Genomic DNA, 26,200 nt, shown 5'->3' with positions numbered 1-26,200 from the left:
ATTTTTGGGGCTCTATTTTAATTTTTGTACAGCATGAAAACTTAGCATTTTCATTGCATATAAGATTACAAGTAAAAATATAATTGCGCCTAGGAAGAAAATCCAAAAGTAATTTTGGTTAAATAAAAGAAATCCACCTATAAGTGGTCCTGTGCTCATACCAAGATAGCGGATGAAGTTGTACATACCGATAGCTGTTGCGCGTTCTTGTACGAATTCTTCTGTTAATAAAGTAGTGTGAGTTGGCATAGAAAGTCCCATACTAAAACCGTACAAAGATGTAACGATAATGATGAAGGGGATATTGATGCTATATGTGAAAGAGAATAAAACGACACATATAATATTGAAGAAACTCGTAATAAATAAAGCTTGCTTTGTTGTGAGGCGTTTTTGCAAAAACTTGTAGCAAAAACTTCCTAGCATGATAGAAAGAGACATTGGTACAAACATAAGACCAATTTTATTTACAGTTAAATGAAATGAATTTGTTAAAATACTCGGTAAAAAAACGAGAAAGCAAAAGTAAATACAAAATTGAATGAAGCCAATAAGAGTAATAGAAAATCCAGTTTTATTTTTTAAGATAAGAGAGTAATTCTTTTGTGCTTTAGATCGCTTAATTACATTTGGCTTTGTTTCTGGAAGTAGTGAAATGTTTATAATTAATAAGATAATGCCAAGTGTAGATAAAAAGAGAAATACAGATAAGTGACCATGTATACTGCCAAGATAACCACCTATGAGTGGAGCCATTGCAGGTGCGAGGGCAAGTAACATTTGGTATAGGCTCATCGCTTCTCCGCGTTCTTTTCCTTCAAATAAATCGCCGATAATCGTTGCTGAAACTACAGGTATAGCCGCTATTCCTATAGCTTGAACAGCTCTAAAAAAGAGAAATAAATAAATGTTTGCCGAAAAAGCACATCCGATTGAACCAATTGTACTAATGACTAAACTAGGAATAAGGACAGATTTTCTTCCTTTTGTATCAATTAAAGGTCCATATACGAGCTGCATAATTGCAAGAACGAATGTGAAAAGTGAAACTGTTACATTTACAAGATAAAGAGAAGTGTGAAAAGAATTTTGAATCATCGGTAAGATAGGTGTGTAAATATTTTGCGCGAAGGAACCGAATAAGGCACTAATACAGACAACATATAAAATAAGAGTTAGTTTAGATTTTTTCATCATGTTAACCTCCTTGTGATTTGGTTTCCTTGGAAACTAAATTTATTTTAACATGATTTTCTTACTTGTAAAGATGAAAAAATGTTTTTAAAATGGTATATAGTTAAATTGTTTCTTTGGAAACTTAGGAGGCGAACGGATTGAAGCATGCAACGAAGCAAATGGAAATACTTTCGGACATTCGTACACTTTTGCATAAAAAAGAAGAATATTTAAAACGACAAAATGAGAAGTTTCTTCGTGAGACAGGCGTAAGTAGTATGTCTTTATCTGAGTTACATGTAATCGAATGTATCGGAAAAAATGGTTTGATGAATGTAACGGCAATTACGACAGAAATGGGCATGACGAAGGGAGCAATCTCTAAAATTTGTACAAAGTTGTTTCAAAAGCAATTCGTTGAGAAGATGCAAATGTTAGATAATCAAAAAGAAATCTTCTTCAGCTTAACGGAGAGTGGGAATGAAATATATAAAGCTCATGAAAAATTGCATAAGCAAGCTGAAGAAAAGTGGTTGTTACTTTTAGATGGATATACGAAAGAAGAGCAAGACTTTATCCAAAGGTTTATAAAGGATGTCTCCGATCATTTGGAAATATAATTGGAAGAAAAAACTCCTTTTTCTCAAGTCTTTTAAATATAATTTCTGAAAGAACTCATATATAATAGAAAAAGATACTTAACATGGTGAATAATTAAAGAGTCAATATATATAGAGGAGAGAGTAACATGCTTGAAAATACGGGGTTAGTATTAGAAGGCGGCGGTATGCTTGGTGTGTACACGGGCGGGATATTAGAATACTTTATGGAACAAGATTTATATTTTCCATATGTAATCGGTGTATCAGCTGGTGCTTGTCATGCAGCGTCGTATCTTTCCAGACAAAGAAATAGAAATAAAACGGTCAATATTGATTATGCATCACATCCGAAATATTTATCGTATAAAAACTTATGGAGAAAACGTCAACTATTTGATATGGATTTCATTTTTCATGAAATCCCAGAAAAGCATGTTCCGTTTGATTTTGAAACATACTTTAATAGCCCAGAACGTTTCCTTGTAGGAACGACGGATTGTGAAACTGGGCAATCTGTTTATTTTGAAAAAGAAGGAACGAATGATGATGCGCTAAATTTATTACAAGCGTCTAGTTCATTGCCTTTCATTGCACCGGTAGTAAATTACCGTGGTAAGCAATTATTAGATGGTGGGATTTCAGATCCGATTCCAGTTCGTAAAGCACAGGAAGATGGATTTAAAAAATCAGTCGTAATTTTAACAAGAAATCACGGTTACGCAAAGAAAAAATCAAGATTTGGGTGGGTTGCTGCGAAAGCTTATAAAAAATATCCGAATCTTGTTAACACGATGCTCAATCGTTATGAAGTGTATAATGAAACACTTCACTATATTGAAAAAGAAGAGCAAGCTGGTAATTTATTTGTTATTCGCCCAGAAGTGCCGCTTCAAGTAGATCGTATGGAAAAAGATACAGCAAAACTACAAAATTTATACGAGCAAGGCTATGAAGATGCAAAGAGACAGTTTGCAGATTTAAAGGCGTTCTTGCAAAAATAAGTATTAGGCTGCGGAGAAGAAATTCTCTGCAGCCTTTTTTGTATTGCTTGCTTATCCGTTACTTTTTAAAAATGTATGAATGTTTAAGTGTTTAAAGAGTTTGTAAAACACCGGGGTTTCTTGTTGAGGAGAATTTATTTGAAGGATATTATGATGATGTAGCGCTACTAAACTATTAAATTTATGAGGTGATTGTTAATGAAAGGAAAAGTTTTTTCAATTACGACTTTAGTATTATTAGCAACATCCAACAAGTGCATTCTATCCAACTCTAAGCGGTCACAAAAGCGGTAACCTACTATCTTACAGAGCTCAAACTACTACGAATCAAAATGCATCTCGTTGTTCAGTAGCAATTTCTTTTATTAAATCAAATGGAAATAATTCATATATTGAAAGCGCTTCAGACAAATTAGGATCCCATGAATCTGGAAGAGCATTAAACGCAACTGTGAGTAATGGTGCATATAACGCCTTTGGTGCAAAAGGACTATACTCGGAGCATTATGCAAATGAGAATAATGACTATCAAGAAGATACACACAAAGGTACTTTTGATAGTAATGGTAACTTACGATTGCAGTGGTAAAAAGCATTAAACAGTTGTCTTTATAAATATTTAGATAAGGAGAAGGGGATGTTCATCATCTCCTTCTTATTTAAAAGGAGCACAGACATGTACCTAGCTTTTAAAAATATAAAAAGCAATAAACTGTTTTTCTTAATTCTCCTTATGTCATTTTTTATTTCTTTTCTTTCTATATCAATAGCCGCACTTTTAACAGAGTCTAAACGAAACTTTATATCGGCTTTTCAAATCGGTTTTCCAGAGAAGAACCAAGTTTTAACTGTTCCGATAGCGAATGCAACTGAATTGGAAGAGATAATTCCTTTCATACAAGATACTTTTGTTAAAAGTGATATTTATGTAGAGCATTTAAAAGCATTAAATAGTTCAGGGGCAACAAAGATCATAGCTGTGAATTTAAAAGATGATTATTATTGGAAGCCATATATTTCTGAAGGACAATATTTTCATCGTGAAAATGTAAACGATATGGTTGTTGGCGATCAAACGAATGTAGAGGAGTTATATGAATTTGATAATACATATAAAAAAATAGGAACTATATCAAGAAAAGACAGTGACGTCGGTGTAGCAGGCATATACGTTCCACTTCAAAACTTACCTACTATATCTAAAAAAGGTATTATCGAGAGTAAACAATTACAATTAACAGTTGTTAATCCTACATCATCTATTCATAACGAAATAAAAAAGTTTATGGGTAGGAGTAAAGAAGTGCTTTCGGGAGATGTTCAAATGCTGAATAAACGAGATCTTCAAGAACTACATGTGACACATATAGATCCAGCAAATAAGTATTATTATAAATTTATTCTTGTTGCAATTGTTTCTGGCATTTCTGCGGTTTTATTTTGGATTTATAAAAAAGAAAGAGAGATTTCATTAAAAAAAGCAGTAGGTGCTTCTAATATATCTATCTACTGCGAACTATATATTCAAATTTTGTTTATTTCTCTAGCAGCGATGTTCTTAGTTTTTATTACGTTAGAAATATTTTCGGGAACAATTCATACTTATTTTCAGACATACTTAGTAAAACCGTTAACACTATATGTATTGATATGCAATGTTATTTTTATAATTTTTCTTACAATTTTTGTTACTGTAATTCCAATCAAGCACATTATAAATATATATCCCGGAAAACATTTAAGAACGTAGGAGGTCGTCATGTTTTTTATATTTGATTCTATACGGTCTGTGAAAAAACGGTTGTTACCAAGTTTGATTATAGTAATTTCTTTAATTATTGCATTTTCTTCAGCAATAGAATTTGTTAGTAATCTTTCGGGATATCGAAAAATGATGACGGTAGCAAATAATTTATCGACTCATAAAAATTTCTATGAACTTTATGCGACGCAAGATATAACCTTGTTTAGCGAAGAAAAAGCGAAAAATGATTATCAACATTTCATGCAAGGGTTATCTAATATGATACCAATAACAAATAAAACTAATTATCTGTTCCGTAACTATTCACTTAGTTTAAAAAAAGAAAATGGAACGATAAAGACTCTTATTGTTGATAAAGATATTAATAAGTACTTTCGTATACGAATTTCACAAGGAAGATATTTTGAGGAATCGGAATTTCATAAATCAGTATTTGATATTAGACCTGTTATATTAGGGGCTAATTATATAGAAAAGGTATCTATTGGTGATGTTATACCATCTGGAAAAATGAAGCTAAAAGTAATTGGTTTTTTAGAAAAAAATTCACCATTTACATATCCTCGAAGTGGTGAAATATCGGATAATCGTATTACATTATTAGATGACATGGCGATTTTACCAATTGGAACAGAAGAAATAGAGTTCTATAGTGTAGAACTTTTATACAATGGGTTAATTATAGAAACAAATGATAAGATAAATATAAATGAACTTCAAAAGAAAGTATTAAAGGTAACAGAAGGTAAGGGTTATTCGTATTATGTTACAAATCCGAATAAATTGTTAGAAAACGAAAAACAAGGTATTGATAATATGTCATACCCCTTATTATTAAGCGGTACAGTCTTATTTTTTTCATTTCTATCTATTGTATTAACATCAATGGCAGCACTTTATATGGAGCGTAAAAATATTTCTATTAGATCAGCGTTAGGTGCAAGCACTTTTCAAATATGTCTTCCATTTATTATTGAGTATATGTTGCTATTCGTTTTAGCGATATGTATAGGCATAATGTATTTTCAATGGGAGAATAGCGGAGTAATTGAAATTCAGAAAGGGCTAGAAAATAGTATAGTATCTTTCTTTGGAACGTTAAAAGTCTCTATAGAATCATTGGTTGTTATAGGTGCTTTATCACTTGTAATGATCCTCGTTATATATGCAATCATTTATTTCAATGTACTAAAAATAAAAAATACATATATGAAAGAGGTGTTATAGATGATTCAGCTCGCAAATGTGGCTAAGGGATACGGAAAGAGTAATTTTAGTGCTTTACAAGATATTAATCTTACAATAGAAAAAGGCGAAATGATAGCCATTATGGGACCATCTGGTTCTGGGAAATCAACCTTGCTTAACATTATTGGCTTAATTGATAGCCCCTCTACTGGAAAGTATTTTTTAGATGGAATGGATACGAGTACATTCAAGTCAAATTATCATAAGTATAGAAACACGGAAGTTGGATTTGTGTTTCAGAACTTTTCGCTATTAGATGATTATACAGTTGTTGAAAATGTAATGCTTCCGCTTATATATAGAAGAATTTCTCATAAGAAACGTATGCAAATATCAAAAGAAATGCTGAAAATGGTAGGGCTTGAGAGGCATATTAACAAATATCCTTACGAGTTATCAGGAGGAGAACAGCAAAGAACAGCAATAGCAAGGGCTTTAGCACAAGATACAAAAATTATACTTGCTGATGAACCGACTGGTGCTCTTGATCAAGAAAATGGGGAGAAAATTATGAGTATTTTACAAGAGATTAATAAAGAAGGAAAAACAGTGCTAGTTGTTACACATGATCAAAAGGTAGCTGCATATTGTCAGAGGACGATACGGTTACTCGATGGTTGTATGGTGTAATATTATGTGAAGAGGTGATACATATGGAAAATGTCTATAAAGGACTTAGGCATACTGGGTTTATTATGATGTTTATTTTTGGTAGCGTATTTTTACTTCGCTGGTTTATTCATGATGAAATGTTAATAGATCAACTTATTGGTTTTAGTGTGGGCATAGTAATGGTTATTTCATCAGTTTTCATTCAAAAGTATAGTAAAGAATTAAAGGTAGAAGAGAAGTATTAAAAGGTTATAACCTTCTTCATATTTTGGAGGTGCCTTTATAGTTTGAATGATTGTTGTAAAAGAAAAGTAGAGCATCGGATTTCGATGCTCTACTTTTTTAATGTGGTAAGAATATCAATTGATAAGCAAACAAAATTCCAAATACATATACAAGTGGGTGAACAGCACGGAATTTACCTTTTGCCACTTTCATAAGTGGATATGAAATAAATCCAAGTGCGATACCTGTTGCGATACTTGATGTAAGAGGCATGCTTAAGATTACTAAAAATGCTGGGAATGCTTCATCAAATGCGTCCCAATCGATGTGGCGAACTGAACCCATCATAAGACTACCAACGATAATTAATGATGGAGCAGTAATAGCTGATACACCAGAGACAGCACTTACTAATGGTCCGAAGAATGCTGCTAGTGCGAATAGAACAGCTACTGTAACAGTTGTTAAACCAGTACGACCACCAGCTGCAACACCAGCAGATGATTCAATGTAAGCTGTTGATGGTGTCGTTCCGAACATAGAACCAATAGTTGCTGAGAATGAGTCAGATAGAAGAGCTCGTCCAGCTTTTGGGAGTTTTCCGTCTTTCATAAATCCACCTTGTTGAGCTACCCCAAGTAATGTACCTGTTGTATCAAATAATGTAACAAGGAAGAATGAAAATACAACGCCGTATAATCCGTAGTTAATTACGTCAGATACAGCAGTAATTGGATTTGAAACGATAATTCCTTCTGGTAATCCAGGCATTGATGTAACACCGTTTGAGAATGTTAATTGTCCTGTGAAGAAAGCGATAATACCAGTTAATAGCATACCGATAAATAGTGCGCCATTTACATTTAAAGACATAAGGATAATAGTAATTCCAAGTCCAGCTAATGCTAGTAGAACTGGAGCAGAGTGAAGATCACCAAGTCCAACTAAGTTTGCATCATTTTTTGTAACGATACCAGTTAATCGTAAACCGATAAAGGCGATAAATAACCCGATACCAGCAGTAATTGCATGTTTTAAGTTTTCAGGAATTGCTTCCATTAATTTTGTACGGAAAGATGTAAATGATAGCAAAATTAAAATCATACCTGCTACGAATACAGCAGAGAATGCAATTGCGAAAGTCATGCCTTCATGCGCTTTTACAACAGAGTAAGAGAAGTAAGCATTTAATCCCATACCTGGCGCGATTGCGATTGGTAAGTTTGTAAAGATTGCCATAAATAATGTTCCGACAACAGCAGCAATAATTGTTGCTGTAAATGCTTGTTCAAATGGAACACCTGCATCTCCAAGGATAACAGGGTTTACGACAATGATATATGCCATTGTTAAGAAGGTAATAATACCTGCCATAATTTCAGTTTTAATAGAAGTTTTATGTTTTGAAAGGTTAAACATATAAACATCCTTTCTGTTTACGAATAATTTTCACAACAGTTATATATAATATTCGTTTTTTATCTATTTTGCAATAGTTTTGCATAAAAAGTTTATAACAATTCATATTTTGTGTCTTAAATTCGAATATTAATCGTAAACCGATGTGTGAATTTCAGCTTTTTATTGTGCACATGCTAAGGAAAAGGAGTTGAAAGCAGCTATGCCACAGCAAAAAAACTTTATAACAATGCCTGCGCAACATCAAAATAAGCAGCCTGGTATTGAATCATTAATGAATCCTCTACCACAGTTTGAAGATCCCAATTATAAAGGTAGCGAAAAGTTAAAAGGAAAGAATGTATTAATTACAGGGGGAGATAGCGGAATTGGACGAGCAGTTTCCATCGCTTTTGCAAAAGAAGGAGCAAATGTTGCGATTGCTTATTTAGATGAGGAAGAAGATGCTAATGAGACGAAGCAATATGTTGAGAAAGAAGGTGTAAAGTGTGTATTGTTGCCGGGTGATTTAAGTGATGAACAGCATTGTAAAGATGTTGTTCAAGAGACCGTCCAGCAGCTAGGTAGTTTACAGGTTTTAGTAAATAATGTCGCGCAGCAATATCCGCAGCAAGGACTAGAGTATATTACAGCAGAACAGCTAGAAAAGACTTTTCGTATTAATATTTTTTCTTATTTTCACGTTGCGAAAGCAGCCCTTTCTCATTTGAAGAAAGGGGATGTCATTATAAATACGGCATCTATCGTTGCATATGAAGGAAATGAAACGTTAATTGATTATTCCGCGACGAAAGGAGCAATCGTAGCTTTTACAAGATCACTTTCTCAATCGTTAGTGCAAAAAGGGATTCGGGTAAATGGTGTTGCACCAGGACCGATTTGGACACCGCTTATTCCATCGAGCTTTGATGAGAAGAAAGTCTCTCAGTTTGGGAGCAATGTCCCAATGCAAAGGCCTGGTCAACCATATGAGTTAGCGCCGGCATACGTATATTTAGCGTCTGGTGATTCTTCTTATGTTACTGGACAAATGATACATGTAAATGGGGGCATTATTGTAAATGGATAGTTTTCATTTATAAGAGCAAAGTAATGTTAATTCCACTTATTATAGTGAGCGCTAGGGGGGATATAGCTGAAAAAGTTATGTTTCGTCATACTATTATTTTTCATCCTACCGGTTAGTGCTTTTGCTAATACAGATCATTTAATATTAGTGAATCTTACGACAAATCAGTTGTCTTTTTTTGAGAATGGAAATTATACAAAAACATTTCCAGTAACGACTGGAAGAGATCGTACACCTACGCCTGAAGGTAACTTTTGTATTATAACTAAATTTAAAAATAAAGAATACCATCGAAAAAAAATACCTGGGGGTGCACCGAATAATCCTCTCGGTACGAGGTGGCTTGGACTAGATAAGAATGAATATGCGATTCACGGGACAAATCGGGAATGGACGATTGGAAGTAGGGAATCAAATGGTTGTATTCGCATGCATGACAGGGATATACAATGGTTATATGACAGAGTACAATTACAAACAAAAGTAATCATTTCTCGTTTTCATACGAGCCCCGAATATGAAGCGAATAAGCTTGGTTATCGCGTTGTGAGCTGGAATAGTCGGAAAATAGAAGAAGAACAAATTGGAGTACTTACGCTAGTAGACCGCGCGGATATATATTGGCAAGAACCAAATGGACAGTTAACAAAAGTGAAAACGGTATTGCCAAATGAAAGATATCCAGTGTACTCAAAACGAAAAGATGGAATATATTATATAGGAAACAATTTGTATATTATAGATGAAACAGGAGAGAAAATTCGTTACGAGCAAATTCCTTCTTCAATTTTAAGTAATATATATAAACGGAAATACAATGTTCCGTAATGGCTACCGTTTTATAGACGGTAGCTTATTTATACTTGGAGTTTAACTGCAACTATTATATTTTGCTGAATATAATACAGTACAGATAGGGGGCGGTTATATTATGAAAAGTGAATTTGCGTTTAAAGTTTTTTTAGTAACGACCTGTTTATTTATCGTGTATTTATATGCGTTTCTCGTCTTTTCTTTTTATGTTCCATATGTTGATTTAATATTGTTCTTCGGATTTATTTGGGCGTTTGTGAAAGCGAGGGAAGGAGAGAAGAGTGTATATCGGCGCATTACCTTATGCGGGACGGCCGTTCTCGTTATTTTGTACTTTTTTATTATGCATGATTTTTGGAGGGGAATGTAAAAAGCATACGATTAATCGCATGCTTTTTTTGTTTAATATTTAGGCTTAAATGTATGACAACAAGTTTCTACACTCGTTGCTACAGGACTTTCTAGCGTCTCGTTTGTTAAAACAGCAGCTGTATATGAATCATTTTCAGTTTGACCAGTTTCATCTGCATCAGGCTGAACGATGATCGCACTTGCTTGACAAAAGTTACCTTGTCCCCAAAAAGAACAGTTGGAAACAGAACATCTTACTTCTGGCATAAAACCCCCTCCTTATACATTAGTGTGGGATTTTACACCCATTTCATGTGTAGAAGGAGTTTCCTTTTCTAGTTACTTTTTCGTTTGCTCAAGCCATTCTTTTAATTTATCTTTCGGCTGTTCACCGCTAATACGGCTCACTTCTTTGCCATCTTTAAAATGAATGATTGTTGGTGTTCCTTGAATTTTATATTCATCCCAAGGAGCATCTAATTTTTCAATATCCATAACTTTCATATCAACGTTTAAGTCTTTAGCCATTGGCACTAGGACAGGAGATAATTTTTGGCAATGAACGCAAGATGTTTGATAAAAGTATACTGTTTCTTCTTTTTTCTCTTTTAAGTTCTTTTGAAGATCTGAAAGAGAGATTTTATTTGTGTAGTAGTCAGGACCGTTTGTCTTACTTTCAGTAGGATTATCAATCTTTTGGCTAGTAGCATTTTTTTCTTCCATTTGTGTGACAGCGAAAATTGCTACGAACAAGGCGATAATAATACCACCAAATATAAGCATTTTTTTCATTCTTTCATCTCCTTATTTGTTTTTGATGACAATAAAGCTACAAACAGCGATTGTAATAAAGCCGATAAGTGCTAAAAACGGGATTGTAATAAAACCAAACCAGTTTATAAATTCTCCGGTGCAGGGTACACGACCGCAAGCTGCTCCAGCAGCTGAAAACGCTGGGACTTTTTGAATTGCATAGTGATATAAAGAAATACAAGCACCAATACTTGCAATTGGTAAAGAATAACTTGCGATGCGATAATCTTTTTTTGCTACAGCGATACCGAGCCATAAAACGAATGGATACATAAAAATACGTTGATACCAACAAAGTACACAAGGCTCAAATTTCATGATTTCGGAAAAATAAAGACTTCCCAGTGTAGCGATAAAAGAAGCTCCCCATGCGGTAAGTAAAGCATATTCTTGCTTTTTTTCTCGTCCCATATTTTATACCTCTCTTATAATAGTTACATACTAAATTATAGTATGAAGTGGTATGGAAAAGAAAGAAAAAATATGTTTATCAATAAAAGTTTTATGAGGAGAAACTTTTATTGATATAAAAATTAAAAAAAAGCGCCATTCTCCGGAAGAGAATAGCGCTATAGTTTACATTTGAATTTGTTCTACTTCTTCTACATGCGACTTTTGGGATGCGTGGTCAATATATTGAAATAGGAGCTGCAATTGTTTATCAACTTCTGGCAGTTCCTTGCTGTATTGATAAGCGTGTAAAAAATGCTCAATACGCTTAGAAAATAATTGATCGTTCGTTTGAACCATGAGAACGAGTAATTTATCCCAATTACAGCAATACGTGTAATAGAGAGCTTTATCATAGTCGTTATATGTTTGCACTGTGTACCCTCCTTACCGAGAGTTATATATAGTGTGTGATAAGTAAGGAGAAATACACTTGAAAGAATTTGTTAAGAAAAAATGAGAATGAAAAGAAAAAACGAGGAATTCCCTCGTTTTTTAAGCTTTTGGCATTGGCGTAGGTGTTGGTTTGCCATAGCCTTCTTTGTATTTATTATCGATATAGTTACGAATTTCAAGCGTTGATTTTCCTTTTTGTTTCATGGAAGCAGATTCAACTGCAATTTCTAGACAATTGACGCAAGTCGTTGCATGGGAGTCCCAAACAACTTCACCATTCTTTTTAATTTCACGAATAAAGCAGTTTTTATTATTTTTATGTCCTACACTTTCACCGCAACCACAATAGCATGGAATCCAATCTAATAGCTCTGCATTTTGTCCAGCGACGGTGTAGATATCTTTCATTTGTGGATCAAGCTTATCTAGGAAGGTTGGAAGTGTGTCGACTCCTTTTGTTTTCTCTTGAATGTCAGCTTGCTGAGTGTGCGATGCGTGGTCATGTTCTTCTTGTTTTGATTCAGAAGATTTTTGGTCATTTGTACCAGTACTTCCGCATCCAGCAAGAATTAAGCTTAGTACTGCAAGTAAAGAAAATACATACTTTTTCATTCGCTTGTCCCCTTTACAAATGTATTAATCAAATTGTATCAGAGATTACGGTGTATCGGTTGAAGATTTTTTTGACTGATTTTTGAAGCGCCATCTTAGCGAATGGAATAGAAATAAAATCGGGATATAAGTGTATACAATATATAAACCCGCTTGAGATAGTACGGTATTTAATGTGTTGATACTTTCACGGTTTGTGAAGAACAGAGAAGCTGAAAATATGATGAAAATAAAAAACGGTAATGTAAATTTAAATGAAATATGAAAGGAACGCTTCATCGTTTGACATGATGACCAAATGGTTAAGCAAAGGTTTGGTAAAATAATTAAAAACCAAACGAAAATAATAATATATTCAAAGCGCTGAATAAAAGGAACTTTAATTATTTTTAACATCGTTAAAGTAGGCCAAATAGTACGGTTTAATTGTCCCTCGCTGTAATACATAAAAGATACGATAGCTAAAACTACATAAATTAAGGTGCTAAAAGCAATTCCAGCATGGGCCCATCTTTTTAAAGATTTTCCTTTTTCAATAAAGGGATAAAAGATAAGAATTGTTTCAAACCCTAGAAATTCCAATGCAGAGTGTTTTGCAGATATAAGCATGTCAAAGGGTGAATGTGTAAAAATAGGTAAAATATTACGAAAATGTGCATACTTCATCGGATAGACTAAAAAGAATACAACGAACATAGGAAGAACAATACCCCAAAAACATATCCCTGTCACAGAACGGAAGCCACCTTTTATAATGTAGTAAGTGACTAATAAAAACATAAGCGTAAGTTTCCATAACTTAATGGTAGGGAAAATCCAAACTTGTATCACTTCTATATATGTACGAAGAACAGTAAGGCAAAATAATAAGCAATAAAGAGTGAAAATTACAGAAAATATAGAGCCAACCCATTTTCCAAAGGTTGTTGTATGAATACTAATTAAATCTCCGTCTTTTTCAAGCATTTTTAACATACAAAACAGTACAATATGAGTTGCAATACCTGCAATAATAAGAGAAATCCAAGCATCATAACCTGCATTTTTCAAAATTACACGTTGATATCCGAGAATTCCTATACCAACCTGGAGAGAATGCAATAAAATAAATGCAAAATATGGAGATACGGTCTTTGTTTTATTCATTGTATTCATTGCTTATTTCACCTCACTATTCTCCGATTCCAGATTGTACAATATTAAGATCTAAATTTATATCTACCGCTATATTTTTATACATATTTCGAAGTTGTTTTATATTCCATTTTCTCGTATGGCTTCTAATTTCATCTCGTATTCCTAAAGGATCAATTTCTTTTTCTTGAAATTGTTTTATTAAATCTTCACAGTCTTTTTCGACATTTCGTTCAATTTGTTTTTTTATATAGTTGATATTTGTTTTTTTTCTTAGATCAATCCAATTAGGAGAGTTTTTAATTAATCCATTTAGTTTTAAATGGATTTTTACTTTTGGTATGTCGCCAGTTTGATCTATATCATACTTATTTTCCCCAGCTAAGTTTTGTATAACAACCATACCTTCATGTTTATCCTTTTTTATTGCTGCTTCGTAACGTCCATTTTTCGTAGGATTAATAAGTAATTTTGCTAAAACAGAATGTCTTTTATCCGTATACATGACGACTTTATCGCCTTTTAAAAAGGCAAGTCCTTTGACAGCGACAGAATGATTATCGTCCATTTTAATATAAGGAACATAGGCATCACATACAGAAGAGTAATAATTATATAAAAAAATGTTTAATTCAGTTTGTGGAATGTTCTCATTTCTTATATTTTGCTCGAGTAAATCAGCAATATATAAAGACCCATTTTTTTTTCCGTAATTTAAAAGCTCTTCAGCCGATCCATCTACAATTGCTAGTTGTACATCACGCCCGATATTTGGGTCACGTTGTAAGTTAGTAATAATCTCTCCCATTCCGCGTTCCCCTAGAGCCTTTCCAAATAGGACGACACGCATTTGACCTACAACAACATTGTGAGGAGATTTCGCATTTAATCGTGAAGCAATTGTTTCAAGTGAACGGGCAGATGTTGTTTGCGTCTCTGGTTTAGACTTTACACCATGTGTGTACTCTGGGAATAGAATAGTTCCTTGGAATTTTTTGTTTTTTGTGATGTCAAATCCAGCAATATGAATAATACGCTGTGCATCCACTATATACGTTTGTGTACAGCCAGTTTGTAAAACGAAGAAGATAATGATAAGGTGCAATAAAATTTTTTTCATTCATTCTCACCATCACGTTTTTGCTTCGATTTGTTTGGATTGTAGCGCCATTTTGATTTTGGTCTAAGAAAAGAAGGTCTTTGTGCCGTTTGACTAAATGGTAATCGAAGAAAACCTTCTGCTGTACCTAAACCACGAAATGGATATAAAGGTAATAAATAAGGTGATCCAAGTGATTTTAATTTAATTAAATGAGCTAAAATAAATACAAATCCGACAATAAGGCCTAATCCTCCGAATGCACCGGCTAAAAGGATAAGCGGAAAGCGTAACAACCGGATAGTAGAAGACATCTTTACGGTTGGTGTTGTGAAAGATGCAAGAGCGGATAAAGCAACTGCAATTAATAAAATTGTACTTGTCAAAGCTGCCTCCACGGATGCTTGGCCAATTACAATCCCCCCAACAATCCCAATCGTTTGTCCGACTTTTGTCGGTAAACGCGCTCCAGCTTCACGAAGCAATTCAATTGTAATTTCTAAAAAGAGTGCTTCTAGAATAGGAGGGAAAGGTACGTTAGCTCTCGAGAAAATAATAGGACCTAGTAAATCGGCAGGAATCATTTGATAATGATATGTTAAAGCCGCTGTATAAATAGCGGAGGAAAAAAGAGAAAATATAGCTCCGAAAAAGCGAATAATACGAAAGAACGATCCAATCATCCACGGTAAATAATAATCTTCTGGTGAAATGAAAAAATCCAGTAACGTTGTTGGTCCTGATAAAGCATATGGAGAGCCATCTGTTAAAATTAAAACTTCCCCGTTAATTAATGCAAATACAGCTCGATCTAATCGTTCTGTAGGTAATAGAACAGGAAAAGGTGAATTGCTATTATCACTAATAAATTGCTCAATCATAGTTGAATCAAATGGGACATCAAAGTCAATGTCTTCTAGCCGTTGAAGTGCGGTGTTGACAAATTGTTCATTTGTAATTCCTTCTATATAAGCAACTGCTACTTTCGTTTTTGATATAGATCCGACGGTAACTTCTTTAAAAATGAGTTGCTCCGTTACGATATTTCGGCGTAATAAGTGGATATTTGTATCAAGGTTTTCAACGAAACCGATTTTAGGCCCGATTACGCTATACTCATTTTCTGTATCGTTATATAATCGTTTTCCTAAAACAGTACTTTCGGCACGAATTAAAGCATATTGATCAGGATTCGAATTGTTTTTTAAGCGTATTAAAATATATCCACCTAATAATTTTTCACGAATATCATCATTAGAAGGGGAGGTAATAATGTCTTCAATAGAGATAATATTACATAAATCAGAGATGTTTTGGATTTGTTCCGATTCCTTTTTTATAGGAGTTAAAATGAATTGTTTAATAATAAGTGCTTCCACGACAGATTTATAATAAAACAAGCACAACGTTTCATCTTTAAGTATGTTATAAGAGACAAAATCGCTTGATTCTTTCATGGTTTGTATAAATTCTGGGATAGAACAAAGTGTTTTTGTATTAGTCTTTTTTGATTTCTTAGATGATAAACCGAACATTTTCTCACCCCTAACTTACATCATTTACTTGTGTTAGTTTTTGGGAAAGACGGGAATTTATACTTAAAAATTGAAAGTTCATAAAGAAAAGGAAGAGTAGTGAAAGCCTCTTCCTTTTTAGCATTTTAATTTGTTTTTTGTTCTTTAATAGACTTCACTAATTTCATCATTTCCGCTCGTATATCTTCTCTTTTTACATTTAATTTTTCGGCAATTTGTTTAATGTCCATTCCATCTTTTTTCATTTTTAATACATCATCAAGAGGGGTATTGCTTTTTTGAGAGATGATTGTTAACACAGTAAGGTGACGCAATTTGATGTTATATTCTTTCATTTTTTGCTTTAGCTGATCCGGTGTGGATTTTTGCATAGTTGCTAACTGTTGTAGCAGTGCTTGCTTTGTTTCTTTATTCATATGATGCTTTTTCAGCTTACTTGGATCTACACCGAAATGCTCGGCTGTTTTCTCCCAAGATTTATTTTGCTTATAGTAAGCTAAAACGTCTTTTATTTCTTTATTACTAATCCTTGCAATATGAGCAGCTTTCCAAATTTCATGTTTGTTATAGCCGAGCTTTTCTAGCGACTGCATTTCTTCTTCTGAAATTGGTTTATGGTGATGCATTGTTACTTCTTTCGGTGTGGCAGCGGACGTAGGGAAGGTGGATATCCCGCATAATAATGCTGCCATAGTCATACTTACTGCGATTTTTTTGTACATGTAAACTCCTCCTAGATGGATAATGTAGAAAACTGTACACATATCATTTCCATAAAATGTGAAATATTTGTGAACAAGTTAAGTTTTTTTATTCACAGTATGAAATGACGTTTTTAGAAGTTTTCCAACATAAAACATTGATTAATAGTAAAAAACTAAGGTATAATCGAAATTGAAAATCAATATCAATACCAACAATAAACTTATACATATAGATAAAAATAAGGGAGAGATAAATATGACTACATATACTTCCATCGCTAATGTGATTAAAGAAAGGCGCTCTGTTCGTACATTTACAGACAAAGCAGTAGAAAAAGATTTATTAATTGAACTATTAAACGATGCAACATGGGCACCAAATCATAAGCACCGTGAACCATGGAATTGTAAACTATACATCGGAGAAGGCCGCAAGAAATTAGTAGATGCAGTATTAAGCTCTTTCACAGAAGAAGAAAGAGCGAAACGCGGTAAAATTTTATCAGATCGTTTCTTAAGCACGCCTGCACAAATCGTTGTATATATAAATGAAGATCCGCGTCAAATTCAACGTGATGAAGATTACGCTGCAACATGTGCATTTATGCAAAACTTCCAACTTCTTGCTTGGGAACGCGGATTAGGTTGCGTTTGGAAATCAGGCGGATTAAACTACAATCCATTATTTATAGAAGGAATCGGTTTAACAAGAGGCCAACGTATCGTTGGAATTCTTCATATCGGCTATTTCGATAAAGCGCCAGAAGGAAAAGCTCGTACTCCGATTACGGAGAAGATGGAGATTATTGAAGGTTAATAGATGAGACATTCTCGTTTTTGCGGGGGTGTCTTTTTATTATGCAATCAATCCTCATGAAAGCTTGTTTTTCATCATACACTTTCTTAAGGGAAAGTGTAAGGAGGGAAAATAATGAGAGCAAGTGACGATAAAGCACTGCAATATGCGATTGCGGAAATTACGGAAATTGCGACTGGATTTGGGCTTGATTTTTATCCGATGCGTTATGAAATATGTCCAGCGGAAATTATTTATACATTTGGTGCATATGGGATGCCGACAAGGTTTTCACATTGGAGTTTTGGAAAACAATTTTTCAGAATGAAATTACAATACGATTTAGGACTTAGTAAAATATACGAACTCGTTATTAACTCTGATCCATGTTATGCCTTTTTATTAGATACGAACTCGTTAATTCAAAATAAATTAATCGTAGCGCACGTTTTAGCGCACTGTGATTTCTTTAAAAATAATATTCGTTTTTCAAATACGAAGCGAGATATGGTAGAAAGTATGTCAGCGACAGCTGAACGGGTGAAAGCATATGAGCATAAGTACGGAAAAGAAGAAGTAGAAACATTTTTAGATGCCGTACTTGCCATTCAAGAGCACATTGACCCGTCGCTCATGCGTCCCAAACTTGCGTGGAGTATTGATGATTTAGAAGAAGAAGTAGAAAAGAAAAAGGTATCACAATACGATGATCTATGGAATTTAGATGATCGAAACAAAAAGAGAGAACGATCCAATATACGTAAAAAGAAGAAAATCCCACCGCAACCAGAGAAGGATTTACTTCTCTTTATTGAAGAATATAGCCGTGAGTTAGAAGATTGGCAGCGTGATATATTAACGATGATGCGCGAAGAAATGTTGTATTTTTGGCCGCAGCTTGAAACGAAAATCATGAACGAAGGCTGGGCGTCCTACTGGCATCAACGCATACTTCGTGAAATGGACTTAACATCTGATGAAGCAATTGAATTTGCGAAATTAAATGCAGGTGTTGTACAGCCATCAAAAACAAGTATTAATCCATACTACCTAGGTATTAAAATGTTTGAAGATATTGAAGAACGTTACAACAACCCAACAGAAGAAATGAAACGCCGTGGTGTAAAACCTGGGTCTGGTCGTGACAAAATCTTTGAAGTACGCGAAATTGAATGGGATGTATCGTTCTTAAGAAACTACTTAAATAAAGATCTCGTTATGCGAGAAGATATGTACTTATTCCAGCGCCAAGGAAAAGAGTATAAAGTAATAGATAAAGAGTGGGAACATGTGCGTGATCAACTCGTAAATATGCGTACAAATGGCGGCTTCCCGTACTTAGTAGTAGAAGACGGAGACTACTTAAAGAACGGAGAATTGTACATTAAACATAGTTACGAAGGAATCGAGCTCGATTTAAAATACTTAGAAAAAGTATTACCATATCTTCATCAACTATGGGGAAGAACGGTGCATATGGAGTCCATTGTGGAGAGTAAGGGTGTTGTGTTTTCTTATGATGGAAAGATGGTGCATCGGAAGTATGTGTGAGGGGAAGAACGGACATAGGATACTGTGTCCGTTCTTTTTTATTTGGAACAAGGTCAAATATGCTATTCTTTAAAAAAGGGAGTTACATAGAGAAATGGAGCGATTCAAATGAGCAAAATAGGGGTATGTAAGGTTGATATTACGCCGCCTGTAGGTATTGATTTTGTCGGATATCATAGAGAGGCAGGCATAAATAATGTTGAAGAACGTATTTACGGGACAGTTTTTGTATTTGAAAAAGATGAAATGAAGACTGTGTTTATAAGCATTGATAATATCGGTATGTTAGTAGAAGATACGAATATGATTCGTGAACGAGTAGCGAGTGAGGTTCATGTGCCAGTTGAGCGAATAACTGTTGTTTATACTCATACGCATTCCGGTCCAGAGACAGTCGGTGATGATCCGCTAGTGCAGTCGTATAAAATGATTTTAGTAAATAATGTAGTACATGGTGCTGTTACTGCAAATAACAATTTAAAGCGATGCGAAGTTGGATGGGGTGTTACGACAGGTGATATTGGTGTAAACCGACGAGAGAGAACATCTGATGGAAAAGCAAAGATGGGAACAAATATAGAAGGTGTTGTAGATAAGCGAATTGGCATGTTGGCAATAAGAGATGCTGAAACGAAGGAGCTATCTGGGATTATAGTATTTTGTACGGCGCATCCGAATGTTTTAAAAGGTGATAGCGATGAATTATCAGCAGATTATCCTGGAATAACGAGAGAGATTCTAGAGCAGATAGTGAACTGCCCTGTTATTATCGTTCAAGGTGCCGCTGGAAATGTGAATGCGAAGTATCGCGGTTCAAGTGAAGCCTTAAAACAAATGGCTTACATACTTAGTGGACATATATTAACGATGTTACCAACAGTTACATATAGTCCAATTGTAAATTTAAGGACAGTTTCAAGTATGATGCAAATGAAGTTGAATGATATTCCTGAAATTGATGAGATACGAAGCATGGCTCGATTAGCCGAGAAGCAGTGGGGCGTGAATACGGATGAATGGGTTGCTATCGTATTAGAGAAATATAGGCAAGGTATTCGGAAGTTACGTATAGATTTAGAAGTTCAACTGTTTCAAGTTAATGATGGTATGTTTTCAGGTATACCGATGGAACCTTTTTCAGAAACTGCCTTAGCAATGAAAGAGAGCCTTCAAAATGAATTGGCTTTCTTTGGTGGATATATGAACGGATATCTTGGTTATTTACCGACAAAAGACGAATATGCATATGGCGGATATGAAGTAGAATTAAGTCCTATTGTGTATGGAACAGTTACAAATTTGTTAATGCCACCGGGAGAGAATACTGCGGAGTTGATTGTGAAAAAGGTTATGGATTTATGTAATATGGTGAAACTTTAATGAGACAGGTTTTTGAACGCAGAGTAAAGAATATGACTCATTGTTTGATTTTGTTAAGTCAATGTAATTAATAATGATAATCATTATTAATTACATTGACTTCTAAAAAAAGAAAAACTAGAATTTATAAAGGGATCTTCAATTGTTCGCTATCATTTGTATAGGAGGTAAGTTATGTTGGATAGCTTTATTTCTATAAGATGTAGGTTGGCTCTTTATAGTTTTGGTGTTCTTTTTATCTTTTTTTGTACAGTATTTTTGGTGAATCAGAAGGTGTATGCAGAAGATGTACCGTGGACATCAGTTTCAAATGAGGGAGAACGTGTACTTTTTCAAGAACAATCTTTGTATAGTAATGATCGAAGGGGAGAAGATCTTGTTTCACCTTCATTTGAAGGGCGTAAACATGGTGGGGAAGATTGGGGAGCCTTCTTAGAAAATACGAAGTTAAATTATTCACCTAACATTCTTACCTATTCTGTTATAGGAATAGATGATCGAATACGGGTTAATGATACAACTTCATATCCGTATAGTGCTGTAGTCCATATAGCAACTCAGTATAATAGTGGAGAAATTTATGGATGTACAGGAGCACTAATTAGTAAAGATACAGTGCTGACAGCTGGACATTGTATTTACAATAAAGAAATTGGTGGATGGGCGACAAATGTTATTGTAACTCCAGGACGTAATGGAGGACAAGCACCGTATTTACCTTATAAAGGAACAAAACTTTACTCGGTAAGTGGATGGACTGATAACGAAAATTCAAATTATGATTATGGAACGATTAAATTAAATGGGTCTCCAGGAGATTATACGGGTTGGTTTGGATATAGAACTACCTATGTAGAATCACCAAAAGGTTTACTTGCGGTGATTCCTGGATATCCAGCTGATAAAATAGGAAATGAACGTTACACAATGTGGAGAGATTATGGTCCAATTGAAGGTGTTAATCCTAGCAGACTAACATACAAGATTGATACTTATGAAGGGCAAAGTGGATCACCTGTATATCATTATTTTGATACAGGTATCAAAATAATAGCCATTCATACAAGAGGAAATAAAAATATGAATTTTGGAAATCGGATAACAGACAATGTGTTTAATAATATTAAAAGATGGTCTGAATAAATATAGTAAATCCATTTGGAGTCATTTTCTTAGATTGTGGTATTTAAGAATTTTAAGCGAAATATATTCAACTTCAAGTGAAACTATTGAGTTTGGAAATTTAAATGTAGGTGTAGTTCAGTTATCTAAAACAAGTATTCCCTCATACTACACCATCTTTAGGTATTGATGTAATAGTAAAGAAAGTTATAGAACAGAACTATATGAAAAAGAACTTGGAAATATCTAAGTTCTTTTTTGTTTCAAATTTGTGAAAGAAAGACATATTGATTGAAATTAAATTTTTTATACCCTATTATATACCCATACAGGTATAGGTTTTTGTGTGATTCATGAAAAAATTAAATAATAAATAACATGGAGGTTTGAAATATGTCTAGAAAAATTGTTGTAGTAGGCGGAGTTGCTGGCGGGGCATCAGTAGCTGCAAGGCTTCGTCGTTTAAGTGAGGAAGATGAAATTATTATGGTTGAACGCGGTGAATACATTTCGTTCGCAAACTGTGGATTGCCATATTATATTGGCGGTGTCATTACAGAAAGACAAAAGTTATTAGTACAAACTGTTGAAAGGATGTCAAAACGTTTTAATTTAGATATACGTGTATTGAGTGAAGTTGTAAAGATTAATAAAGAAGAGAAAACAATTACGATAAAGAATGTAACTACAGATGAAACATATAACGAGGAATATGATGTTTTGATTCTTTCACCAGGGGCGAAACCAATTGTTCCACCTATTCCGGGCATTGAAGAAGCGAAGGCGTTGTTTACGTTACGAAATGTACCTGATACAGATCGTATAAAAGCGTATATTGATGAGAAGAAACCACGTCATGCGACGGTTATTGGTGGAGGATTTATTGGAGTGGAAATGGTTGAGAATTTAAGAGAACGCGGGATTGATGTTACTCTTGTAGAGATGGCGAATCAAGTAATGCCACCAATCGATTATGAAATGGCAGCATACGTACATGAACATATGAGAAATCACAATGTTGAGCTTGTTTTAGAAGATGGTGTAGATGCGTTAGAAGAAGACGGGGCTATTGTACGTTTAAAAAGTGGCTCAGTTATAAAAACAGATATGATTATTTTAGCAATTGGTGTACAACCAGAGAGTAGTTTAGCGAAAGAGGCAGGATTAGCATTGGGAGTTAGAGGAACGATAAAGGTAAATGAGAAATTTCAAACATCTGACCCATATGTATATGCAATTGGTGATGCGATTGAAGTGAAAGATTTTGTTACAGAAATAGAAACGATGATTCCTTTAGCATGGCCAGCTAATCGTCAAGGTCGCATGTTAGCAGATATTATTCATGGTCATACGGATTCTTTATATAAAGGTACGATGGGAACTTCTGTGGCTAAAGTTTTTGATTTAACAGTTGCTTCGACTGGAGTGAATGAGAAAATATTAAAACGACTAAATATACCCTATGAGGTAGTACATGTACAGGCAAATTCTCATGCGGGATATTATCCGAATGCTACGCCTGTGCTAATAAAATTAATTTTTAATAAAGAAAGCGGAAAAATTTATGGAGCGCAGGCGTTAGGGCGTGATGGTGTAGATAAGCGTATTGATGTTATTGCAACGGCAATGAAGGCAAACTTAACTGTAATCGATTTGCCGGATTTAGAATTATCATATGCCCCGCCCTATTCTTCTGCAAAAGACCCAGTAAGCATGGTGGGGTATGCGGCAAGTAATATAGTAGATGGTTTTGTGGACACAGTGCAATGGCATGAAATAGATCACATTGTTAAAAATGGTGGATATCTTATTGATGTTCGAGAGCCTAATGAACTAAAACAGGGAATGATTAAAGACTCTATTAATATTCCGTTAGATGAATTACGTGATCGATTGGATGAAGTGCCAATGGACAAAGAAATATATATCACTTGCCAACTTGGTATGAGAGGGTATGTTGCAGCGCGTATGTTAATGGAAAAAGGATATAAGGTAAAGAACTTAGATGGTGGCTTTAAATTATACGGAACAGTAGTACCAGAATGTGTTGTATATTAATATTTTTTCATCTTCCACTTCAAAATTTGGTGGAAAATGAAAGCCTATATAGTAAGGTTTCACTTCTTGTTTTGTGAACATATAAGATAAATATTAAAAATAGGGGTTTACAAAATACCCTATAGGGTATAATATATTGTCATAGGTTATAAATAGTGACATAATGGTAATGAGGTGATTATAGGATGGAATATAATCAAGATATGAAAAATAGATTGAAACGTATTGAAGGTCAAGTTCGTGGTGTGCTTCGTATGATGGAAGAAGGAAAAGATTGCCGAGAGGTTATTACACAGTTAACGGCATCTCGTTCTGCCCTTGATCGTACAATTGGGCTCGTTGTTGGGACTAATTTAGAGCAATGTTTGCGTGAACAGTTTGAAAGTGGTAATGGTTCAAATGAAGAGTTAATTAAAGAAGCTGTTCAATTACTTGTAAAAAGCCGATAATCTGTCAAACATAATTGTTGACAGATTTTCAAAAACATTTTAATATACCCCTGCCGGTATATGTATATGAGTTGTGGAGGAATCAATTATGAGTATAAAAGTGGATATGAGTTTAGATTGTAAAGGGTTGGCTTGTCCGATGCCGATTGTGAAAACGAAGAAGGCGATAGAAGGATTAGTACCAGGGCAAGTGATTGAAGTTCAGGCAACAGATAAAGGTTCTACGGTAGATATAAAAAGTTGGGCGGGTAAAGTAGGACATCAATATATCGGGACGAAACACGAGGATGATGTATTGGTGCATTATGTTAGGAAAGCAAACGAGCATGAAGTGAATGAAATTGTGAAATATCCTCATACAATTACGAATGCAGAATTACAGTCTATATTGTCTCATGGAGAAGAGAGCATTGTATTAGATGTTCGCGAAGCAGCGGAATTTGCTTTTGGTCATATTCCATCCGCCATTTCGGTACCATTAGGTGAATTAGACAGCGCAGTATTAGATAAGACGAAGCAAATTTATGTTATTTGCCGAACTGGTAATCGCAGTGATATAGCTTGCCAAATGTTGAAAGAGAAAGGTTATTCAAATGTGAAAAATGTCATTCCAGGTATGTTAGAGTGGCAAGGGAATATAGAGAAATAAATTTTTTCGAATAAAAATATACCTATGGGGGTAATAGAGTGAGTGTTAAACCGTTACAAGCAAAAGATGTGGCAGAGAAAGTGTTATTCGGAGAGTTATTCATTTTAGATGTTCGTAATGAGGCGGATTATGAAGATTGGAAAATTGAAGGGAAACAAGTTTCTTCTATTAATAGACCTTACTTTGACTTGTTAGATGGTGTAGATCATATTGTAAGTGAATTACCTAAAGATAAAGATGTTTTAGTAGTATGTGCAAAAGAAGGGTCTTCTATATTTGTAGCAGAGCAATTAACAGAGGCTGGATTAGAAAATATTTATTATTTAGCTGGTGGCATGAAGGCTTGGAGTGAATATGTAAAGCCTATAAAAGTTGGAGATTTAAAAAATGGTGGAAGTATGTATCAGTTTAACCGCCTTGGAAAAGGCTGTTTATCTTATATGGTCGTTTCAAATGGTGAAGCAGCAGTTATTGATGCAGTAAGAACAGTTGAAGCATATGAAGAATTTGCGAAAGAGCATGGCGTTACGATTACGAATGTAATGGATACACATTTACATGCAGACCATATTTCCGGAGGACGTAAGTTAGCGGAAAAGGTAGGTGGTACGTATTGGTTACCACCAAAAGATGCAGAGGAAGTTGTTTTCTCATACGAACCGCTTGTTGAAGGATCTGTTATTACGGTGGGGGGTACTAAAATTGTAATTGACGCATTATACTCACCAGGGCATACGATTGGAAGTACGTCATTCATTGTAGATGATTCTTATTTATTATCAGGCGATATTTTATTTGTAGATTCAATTGGGCGTCCTGATCTTGCTGGTAAGGCTGAAGATTGGGTGAGTGATTTACGTAATACTTTGTATAGCCGATATAAAGAGCTATCTCAAAATTTAGTTGTGTTACCGGCTCATTATTCAAAAATAAGTGAAATGAACGAAAGTGGTATCGTTAGTGCAAAATTAAAAGATTTATTTGAGCATAATGCAGGATTAAATATTGAGGATGAGGGAGAGTTCCGTAAAGTTGTAACAGAAAACTTACCACCTCAGCCAAATGCATATGAAGAAATTCGTCAAACCAATATGGGTAAAATTCACCCAAGTGTGGATAAAGAGCGTGAAATGGAGATTGGTCCAAATCGTTGTGCAGTGCACGAATAATG

General features: G+C 34.4%; 28 protein-coding genes and 1 pseudogene. 18 read left to right on the top strand and 11 right to left on the bottom strand.

Features of this window, described 5'->3' with window-relative positions; genetic code table 11:
• Positions 1-12: 12 nt before the first annotated feature.
• A complete protein-coding gene (locus AB6801_RS24175; RefSeq protein ID WP_097998778.1) occupies positions 13-1,194 on the bottom strand; it encodes an MFS transporter in 1,182 nt (393 codons plus the stop codon).
• Positions 1,195-1,334: 140 nt separating this feature from the next.
• On the opposite strand from AB6801_RS24175, the gene AB6801_RS24170 reads away from it, so the two are divergent.
• The 7 genes and pseudogenes from AB6801_RS24170 to AB6801_RS24140 all read left to right on the top strand — a co-directional run bounded on the left by AB6801_RS24170 (position 1,335) and on the right by AB6801_RS24140 (position 6,649).
• Positions 1,335-1,796 carry a MarR family transcriptional regulator gene (locus AB6801_RS24170; protein ID WP_000679683.1) on the top strand — a complete coding sequence of 154 codons (462 nt, stop codon included), beginning with the start codon at positions 1,335-1,337 and terminating at the stop codon, positions 1,794-1,796.
• 128 nt (positions 1,797-1,924) lie between these two features.
• The gene (locus AB6801_RS24165; RefSeq protein WP_370941187.1) at positions 1,925-2,779 is read left to right on the top strand and encodes a patatin-like phospholipase family protein; all 855 of its coding nucleotides are present in this window, start codon (positions 1,925-1,927) and stop codon (positions 2,777-2,779) included.
• A gap of 198 nt (positions 2,780-2,977) precedes the next feature.
• Positions 2,978-3,368, top strand: a pseudogene (locus AB6801_RS24160) (hypothetical protein).
• Positions 3,369-3,455: 87 nt separating this feature from the next.
• On the top strand, positions 3,456-4,529 hold the full coding sequence (locus AB6801_RS24155; protein ID WP_097998776.1) for an ABC transporter permease: 1,074 nt from the start codon (positions 3,456-3,458) through the stop codon (positions 4,527-4,529).
• Between the two features lie 9 nt (positions 4,530-4,538).
• Positions 4,539-5,771, top strand: a complete 1,233-nt coding sequence (locus tag AB6801_RS24150) for an ABC transporter permease (RefSeq protein WP_000465073.1) — start codon at positions 4,539-4,541, stop codon at positions 5,769-5,771.
• Positions 5,772-6,422 carry an ABC transporter ATP-binding protein gene (locus tag AB6801_RS24145; protein ID WP_000615295.1) on the top strand — a complete coding sequence of 217 codons (651 nt, stop codon included), beginning with the start codon at positions 5,772-5,774 and terminating at the stop codon, positions 6,420-6,422.
• 23 nt (positions 6,423-6,445) lie between these two features.
• Complete coding sequence (locus AB6801_RS24140; protein ID WP_000432806.1) at positions 6,446-6,649, top strand: hypothetical protein; 204 nt, start codon at positions 6,446-6,448, stop codon at positions 6,647-6,649.
• 97 nt (positions 6,650-6,746) lie between these two features.
• Here the strand turns inward: AB6801_RS24140 and AB6801_RS24135 are convergent, their stop codons facing one another.
• Positions 6,747-8,048 carry an NCS2 family permease gene (locus AB6801_RS24135; RefSeq protein WP_000482710.1) on the bottom strand — a complete coding sequence of 434 codons (1,302 nt, stop codon included), beginning with the start codon at positions 8,046-8,048 and terminating at the stop codon, positions 6,747-6,749.
• Between the two features lie 202 nt (positions 8,049-8,250).
• On the opposite strand from AB6801_RS24135, the gene AB6801_RS24130 reads away from it, so the two are divergent.
• The 3 genes from AB6801_RS24130 (at position 8,251) to AB6801_RS24120 (ending at position 10,300) form a co-directional block, all read left to right on the top strand.
• Entirely contained in the window at positions 8,251-9,117 is an 867-nt protein-coding gene (locus AB6801_RS24130; RefSeq protein ID WP_097998775.1) for an SDR family oxidoreductase, read from the top strand.
• Positions 9,118-9,183: 66 nt separating this feature from the next.
• Entirely contained in the window at positions 9,184-9,945 is a 762-nt protein-coding gene (locus AB6801_RS24125) for a L,D-transpeptidase (protein WP_025118307.1), read from the top strand.
• 103 nt (positions 9,946-10,048) lie between these two features.
• Positions 10,049-10,300 carry a hypothetical protein gene (locus AB6801_RS24120; RefSeq protein WP_000834198.1) on the top strand — a complete coding sequence of 84 codons (252 nt, stop codon included), beginning with the start codon at positions 10,049-10,051 and terminating at the stop codon, positions 10,298-10,300.
• A gap of 32 nt (positions 10,301-10,332) precedes the next feature.
• On the opposite strand, the gene AB6801_RS24115 is transcribed toward AB6801_RS24120, so the two are convergent.
• The 9 genes from AB6801_RS24115 to AB6801_RS24075 all read right to left on the bottom strand — a co-directional run bounded on the left by AB6801_RS24115 (position 10,333) and on the right by AB6801_RS24075 (position 17,042).
• Entirely contained in the window at positions 10,333-10,548 is a 216-nt protein-coding gene (locus tag AB6801_RS24115; protein WP_001115480.1) for a DUF1540 domain-containing protein, read from the bottom strand.
• A gap of 72 nt (positions 10,549-10,620) precedes the next feature.
• Positions 10,621-11,073, bottom strand: a complete 453-nt coding sequence (locus AB6801_RS24110) for a thioredoxin family protein (RefSeq protein WP_000738450.1) — start codon at positions 11,071-11,073, stop codon at positions 10,621-10,623.
• 12 nt (positions 11,074-11,085) lie between these two features.
• Positions 11,086-11,505 (bottom strand): disulfide formation protein C, encoded by a 420-nt coding sequence (locus AB6801_RS24105; RefSeq protein WP_000532264.1) that lies wholly within the window; start codon positions 11,503-11,505, stop codon positions 11,086-11,088.
• Positions 11,506-11,670: 165 nt separating this feature from the next.
• Complete coding sequence (locus AB6801_RS24100) at positions 11,671-11,919, bottom strand: YhdB family protein (RefSeq protein ID WP_001195459.1); 249 nt, start codon at positions 11,917-11,919, stop codon at positions 11,671-11,673.
• 120 nt (positions 11,920-12,039) lie between these two features.
• Positions 12,040-12,552: a PCYCGC domain-containing protein gene (locus tag AB6801_RS24095; RefSeq protein WP_000761029.1), complete on the bottom strand. Its 513-nt coding sequence runs from the start codon at positions 12,550-12,552 to the stop codon at positions 12,040-12,042.
• A gap of 45 nt (positions 12,553-12,597) precedes the next feature.
• Positions 12,598-13,707, bottom strand: a complete 1,110-nt coding sequence (locus AB6801_RS24090; protein ID WP_001095043.1) for a GerAB/ArcD/ProY family transporter — start codon at positions 13,705-13,707, stop codon at positions 12,598-12,600.
• Between the two features lie 16 nt (positions 13,708-13,723).
• The gene (locus AB6801_RS24085) at positions 13,724-14,806 is read right to left on the bottom strand and encodes a Ger(x)C family spore germination protein (protein ID WP_000722244.1); all 1,083 of its coding nucleotides are present in this window, start codon (positions 14,804-14,806) and stop codon (positions 13,724-13,726) included.
• Positions 14,803-16,320: a spore germination protein gene (locus AB6801_RS24080; RefSeq protein ID WP_097998774.1), complete on the bottom strand. Its 1,518-nt coding sequence runs from the start codon at positions 16,318-16,320 to the stop codon at positions 14,803-14,805. The genes AB6801_RS24085 and AB6801_RS24080 overlap by 4 nt, the downstream gene beginning before the upstream one ends.
• A 125-nt stretch (positions 16,321-16,445) precedes the next feature.
• Positions 16,446-17,042, bottom strand: a complete 597-nt coding sequence (locus AB6801_RS24075) for a hypothetical protein (protein WP_000276983.1) — start codon at positions 17,040-17,042, stop codon at positions 16,446-16,448.
• Positions 17,043-17,280: 238 nt separating this feature from the next.
• On the opposite strand from AB6801_RS24075, the gene AB6801_RS24070 reads away from it, so the two are divergent.
• The 8 genes from AB6801_RS24070 to AB6801_RS24035 all read left to right on the top strand — a co-directional run bounded on the left by AB6801_RS24070 (position 17,281) and on the right by AB6801_RS24035 (position 26,198).
• The gene (locus AB6801_RS24070) at positions 17,281-17,841 is read left to right on the top strand and encodes a nitroreductase family protein (RefSeq protein WP_000214823.1); all 561 of its coding nucleotides are present in this window, start codon (positions 17,281-17,283) and stop codon (positions 17,839-17,841) included.
• A 114-nt stretch (positions 17,842-17,955) separates the two neighbouring features.
• The gene (gene spoVR, locus AB6801_RS24065; protein ID WP_001202717.1) at positions 17,956-19,371 is read left to right on the top strand and encodes a stage V sporulation protein SpoVR; all 1,416 of its coding nucleotides are present in this window, start codon (positions 17,956-17,958) and stop codon (positions 19,369-19,371) included.
• A gap of 108 nt (positions 19,372-19,479) precedes the next feature.
• Positions 19,480-20,751 carry a neutral/alkaline non-lysosomal ceramidase N-terminal domain-containing protein gene (locus AB6801_RS24060; RefSeq protein ID WP_097998146.1) on the top strand — a complete coding sequence of 424 codons (1,272 nt, stop codon included), beginning with the start codon at positions 19,480-19,482 and terminating at the stop codon, positions 20,749-20,751.
• A 174-nt stretch (positions 20,752-20,925) separates the two neighbouring features.
• Complete coding sequence (locus AB6801_RS24055) at positions 20,926-21,894, top strand: trypsin-like serine peptidase (protein ID WP_000887279.1); 969 nt, start codon at positions 20,926-20,928, stop codon at positions 21,892-21,894.
• 372 nt (positions 21,895-22,266) lie between these two features.
• Complete coding sequence (gene cdr, locus AB6801_RS24050) at positions 22,267-23,931, top strand: CoA-disulfide reductase (RefSeq protein WP_097998772.1); 1,665 nt, start codon at positions 22,267-22,269, stop codon at positions 23,929-23,931.
• A 185-nt stretch (positions 23,932-24,116) separates the two neighbouring features.
• A complete protein-coding gene (locus tag AB6801_RS24045; RefSeq protein WP_000456206.1) occupies positions 24,117-24,380 on the top strand; it encodes a metal-sensitive transcriptional regulator in 264 nt (87 codons plus the stop codon).
• Between the two features lie 88 nt (positions 24,381-24,468).
• On the top strand, positions 24,469-25,029 hold the full coding sequence (locus tag AB6801_RS24040) for a sulfurtransferase TusA family protein (RefSeq protein ID WP_000023978.1): 561 nt from the start codon (positions 24,469-24,471) through the stop codon (positions 25,027-25,029).
• A gap of 38 nt (positions 25,030-25,067) precedes the next feature.
• Positions 25,068-26,198 (top strand): MBL fold metallo-hydrolase, encoded by a 1,131-nt coding sequence (locus AB6801_RS24035; protein ID WP_000114056.1) that lies wholly within the window; start codon positions 25,068-25,070, stop codon positions 26,196-26,198.
• The last annotated feature ends 2 nt before the right edge of the window (positions 26,199-26,200 follow it).

The sequence above is a fragment of the Bacillus sp. RCC_6_1 genome, assembly GCF_041360755.1.
Classification (GTDB): Bacteria; Bacillota; Bacilli; order Bacillales; family Bacillaceae_G; genus Bacillus_A; species Bacillus_A cereus.
Note: the sequence above shows the minus strand (reverse complement) of the source record. Positions and strands in the feature narration are given on the sequence as shown.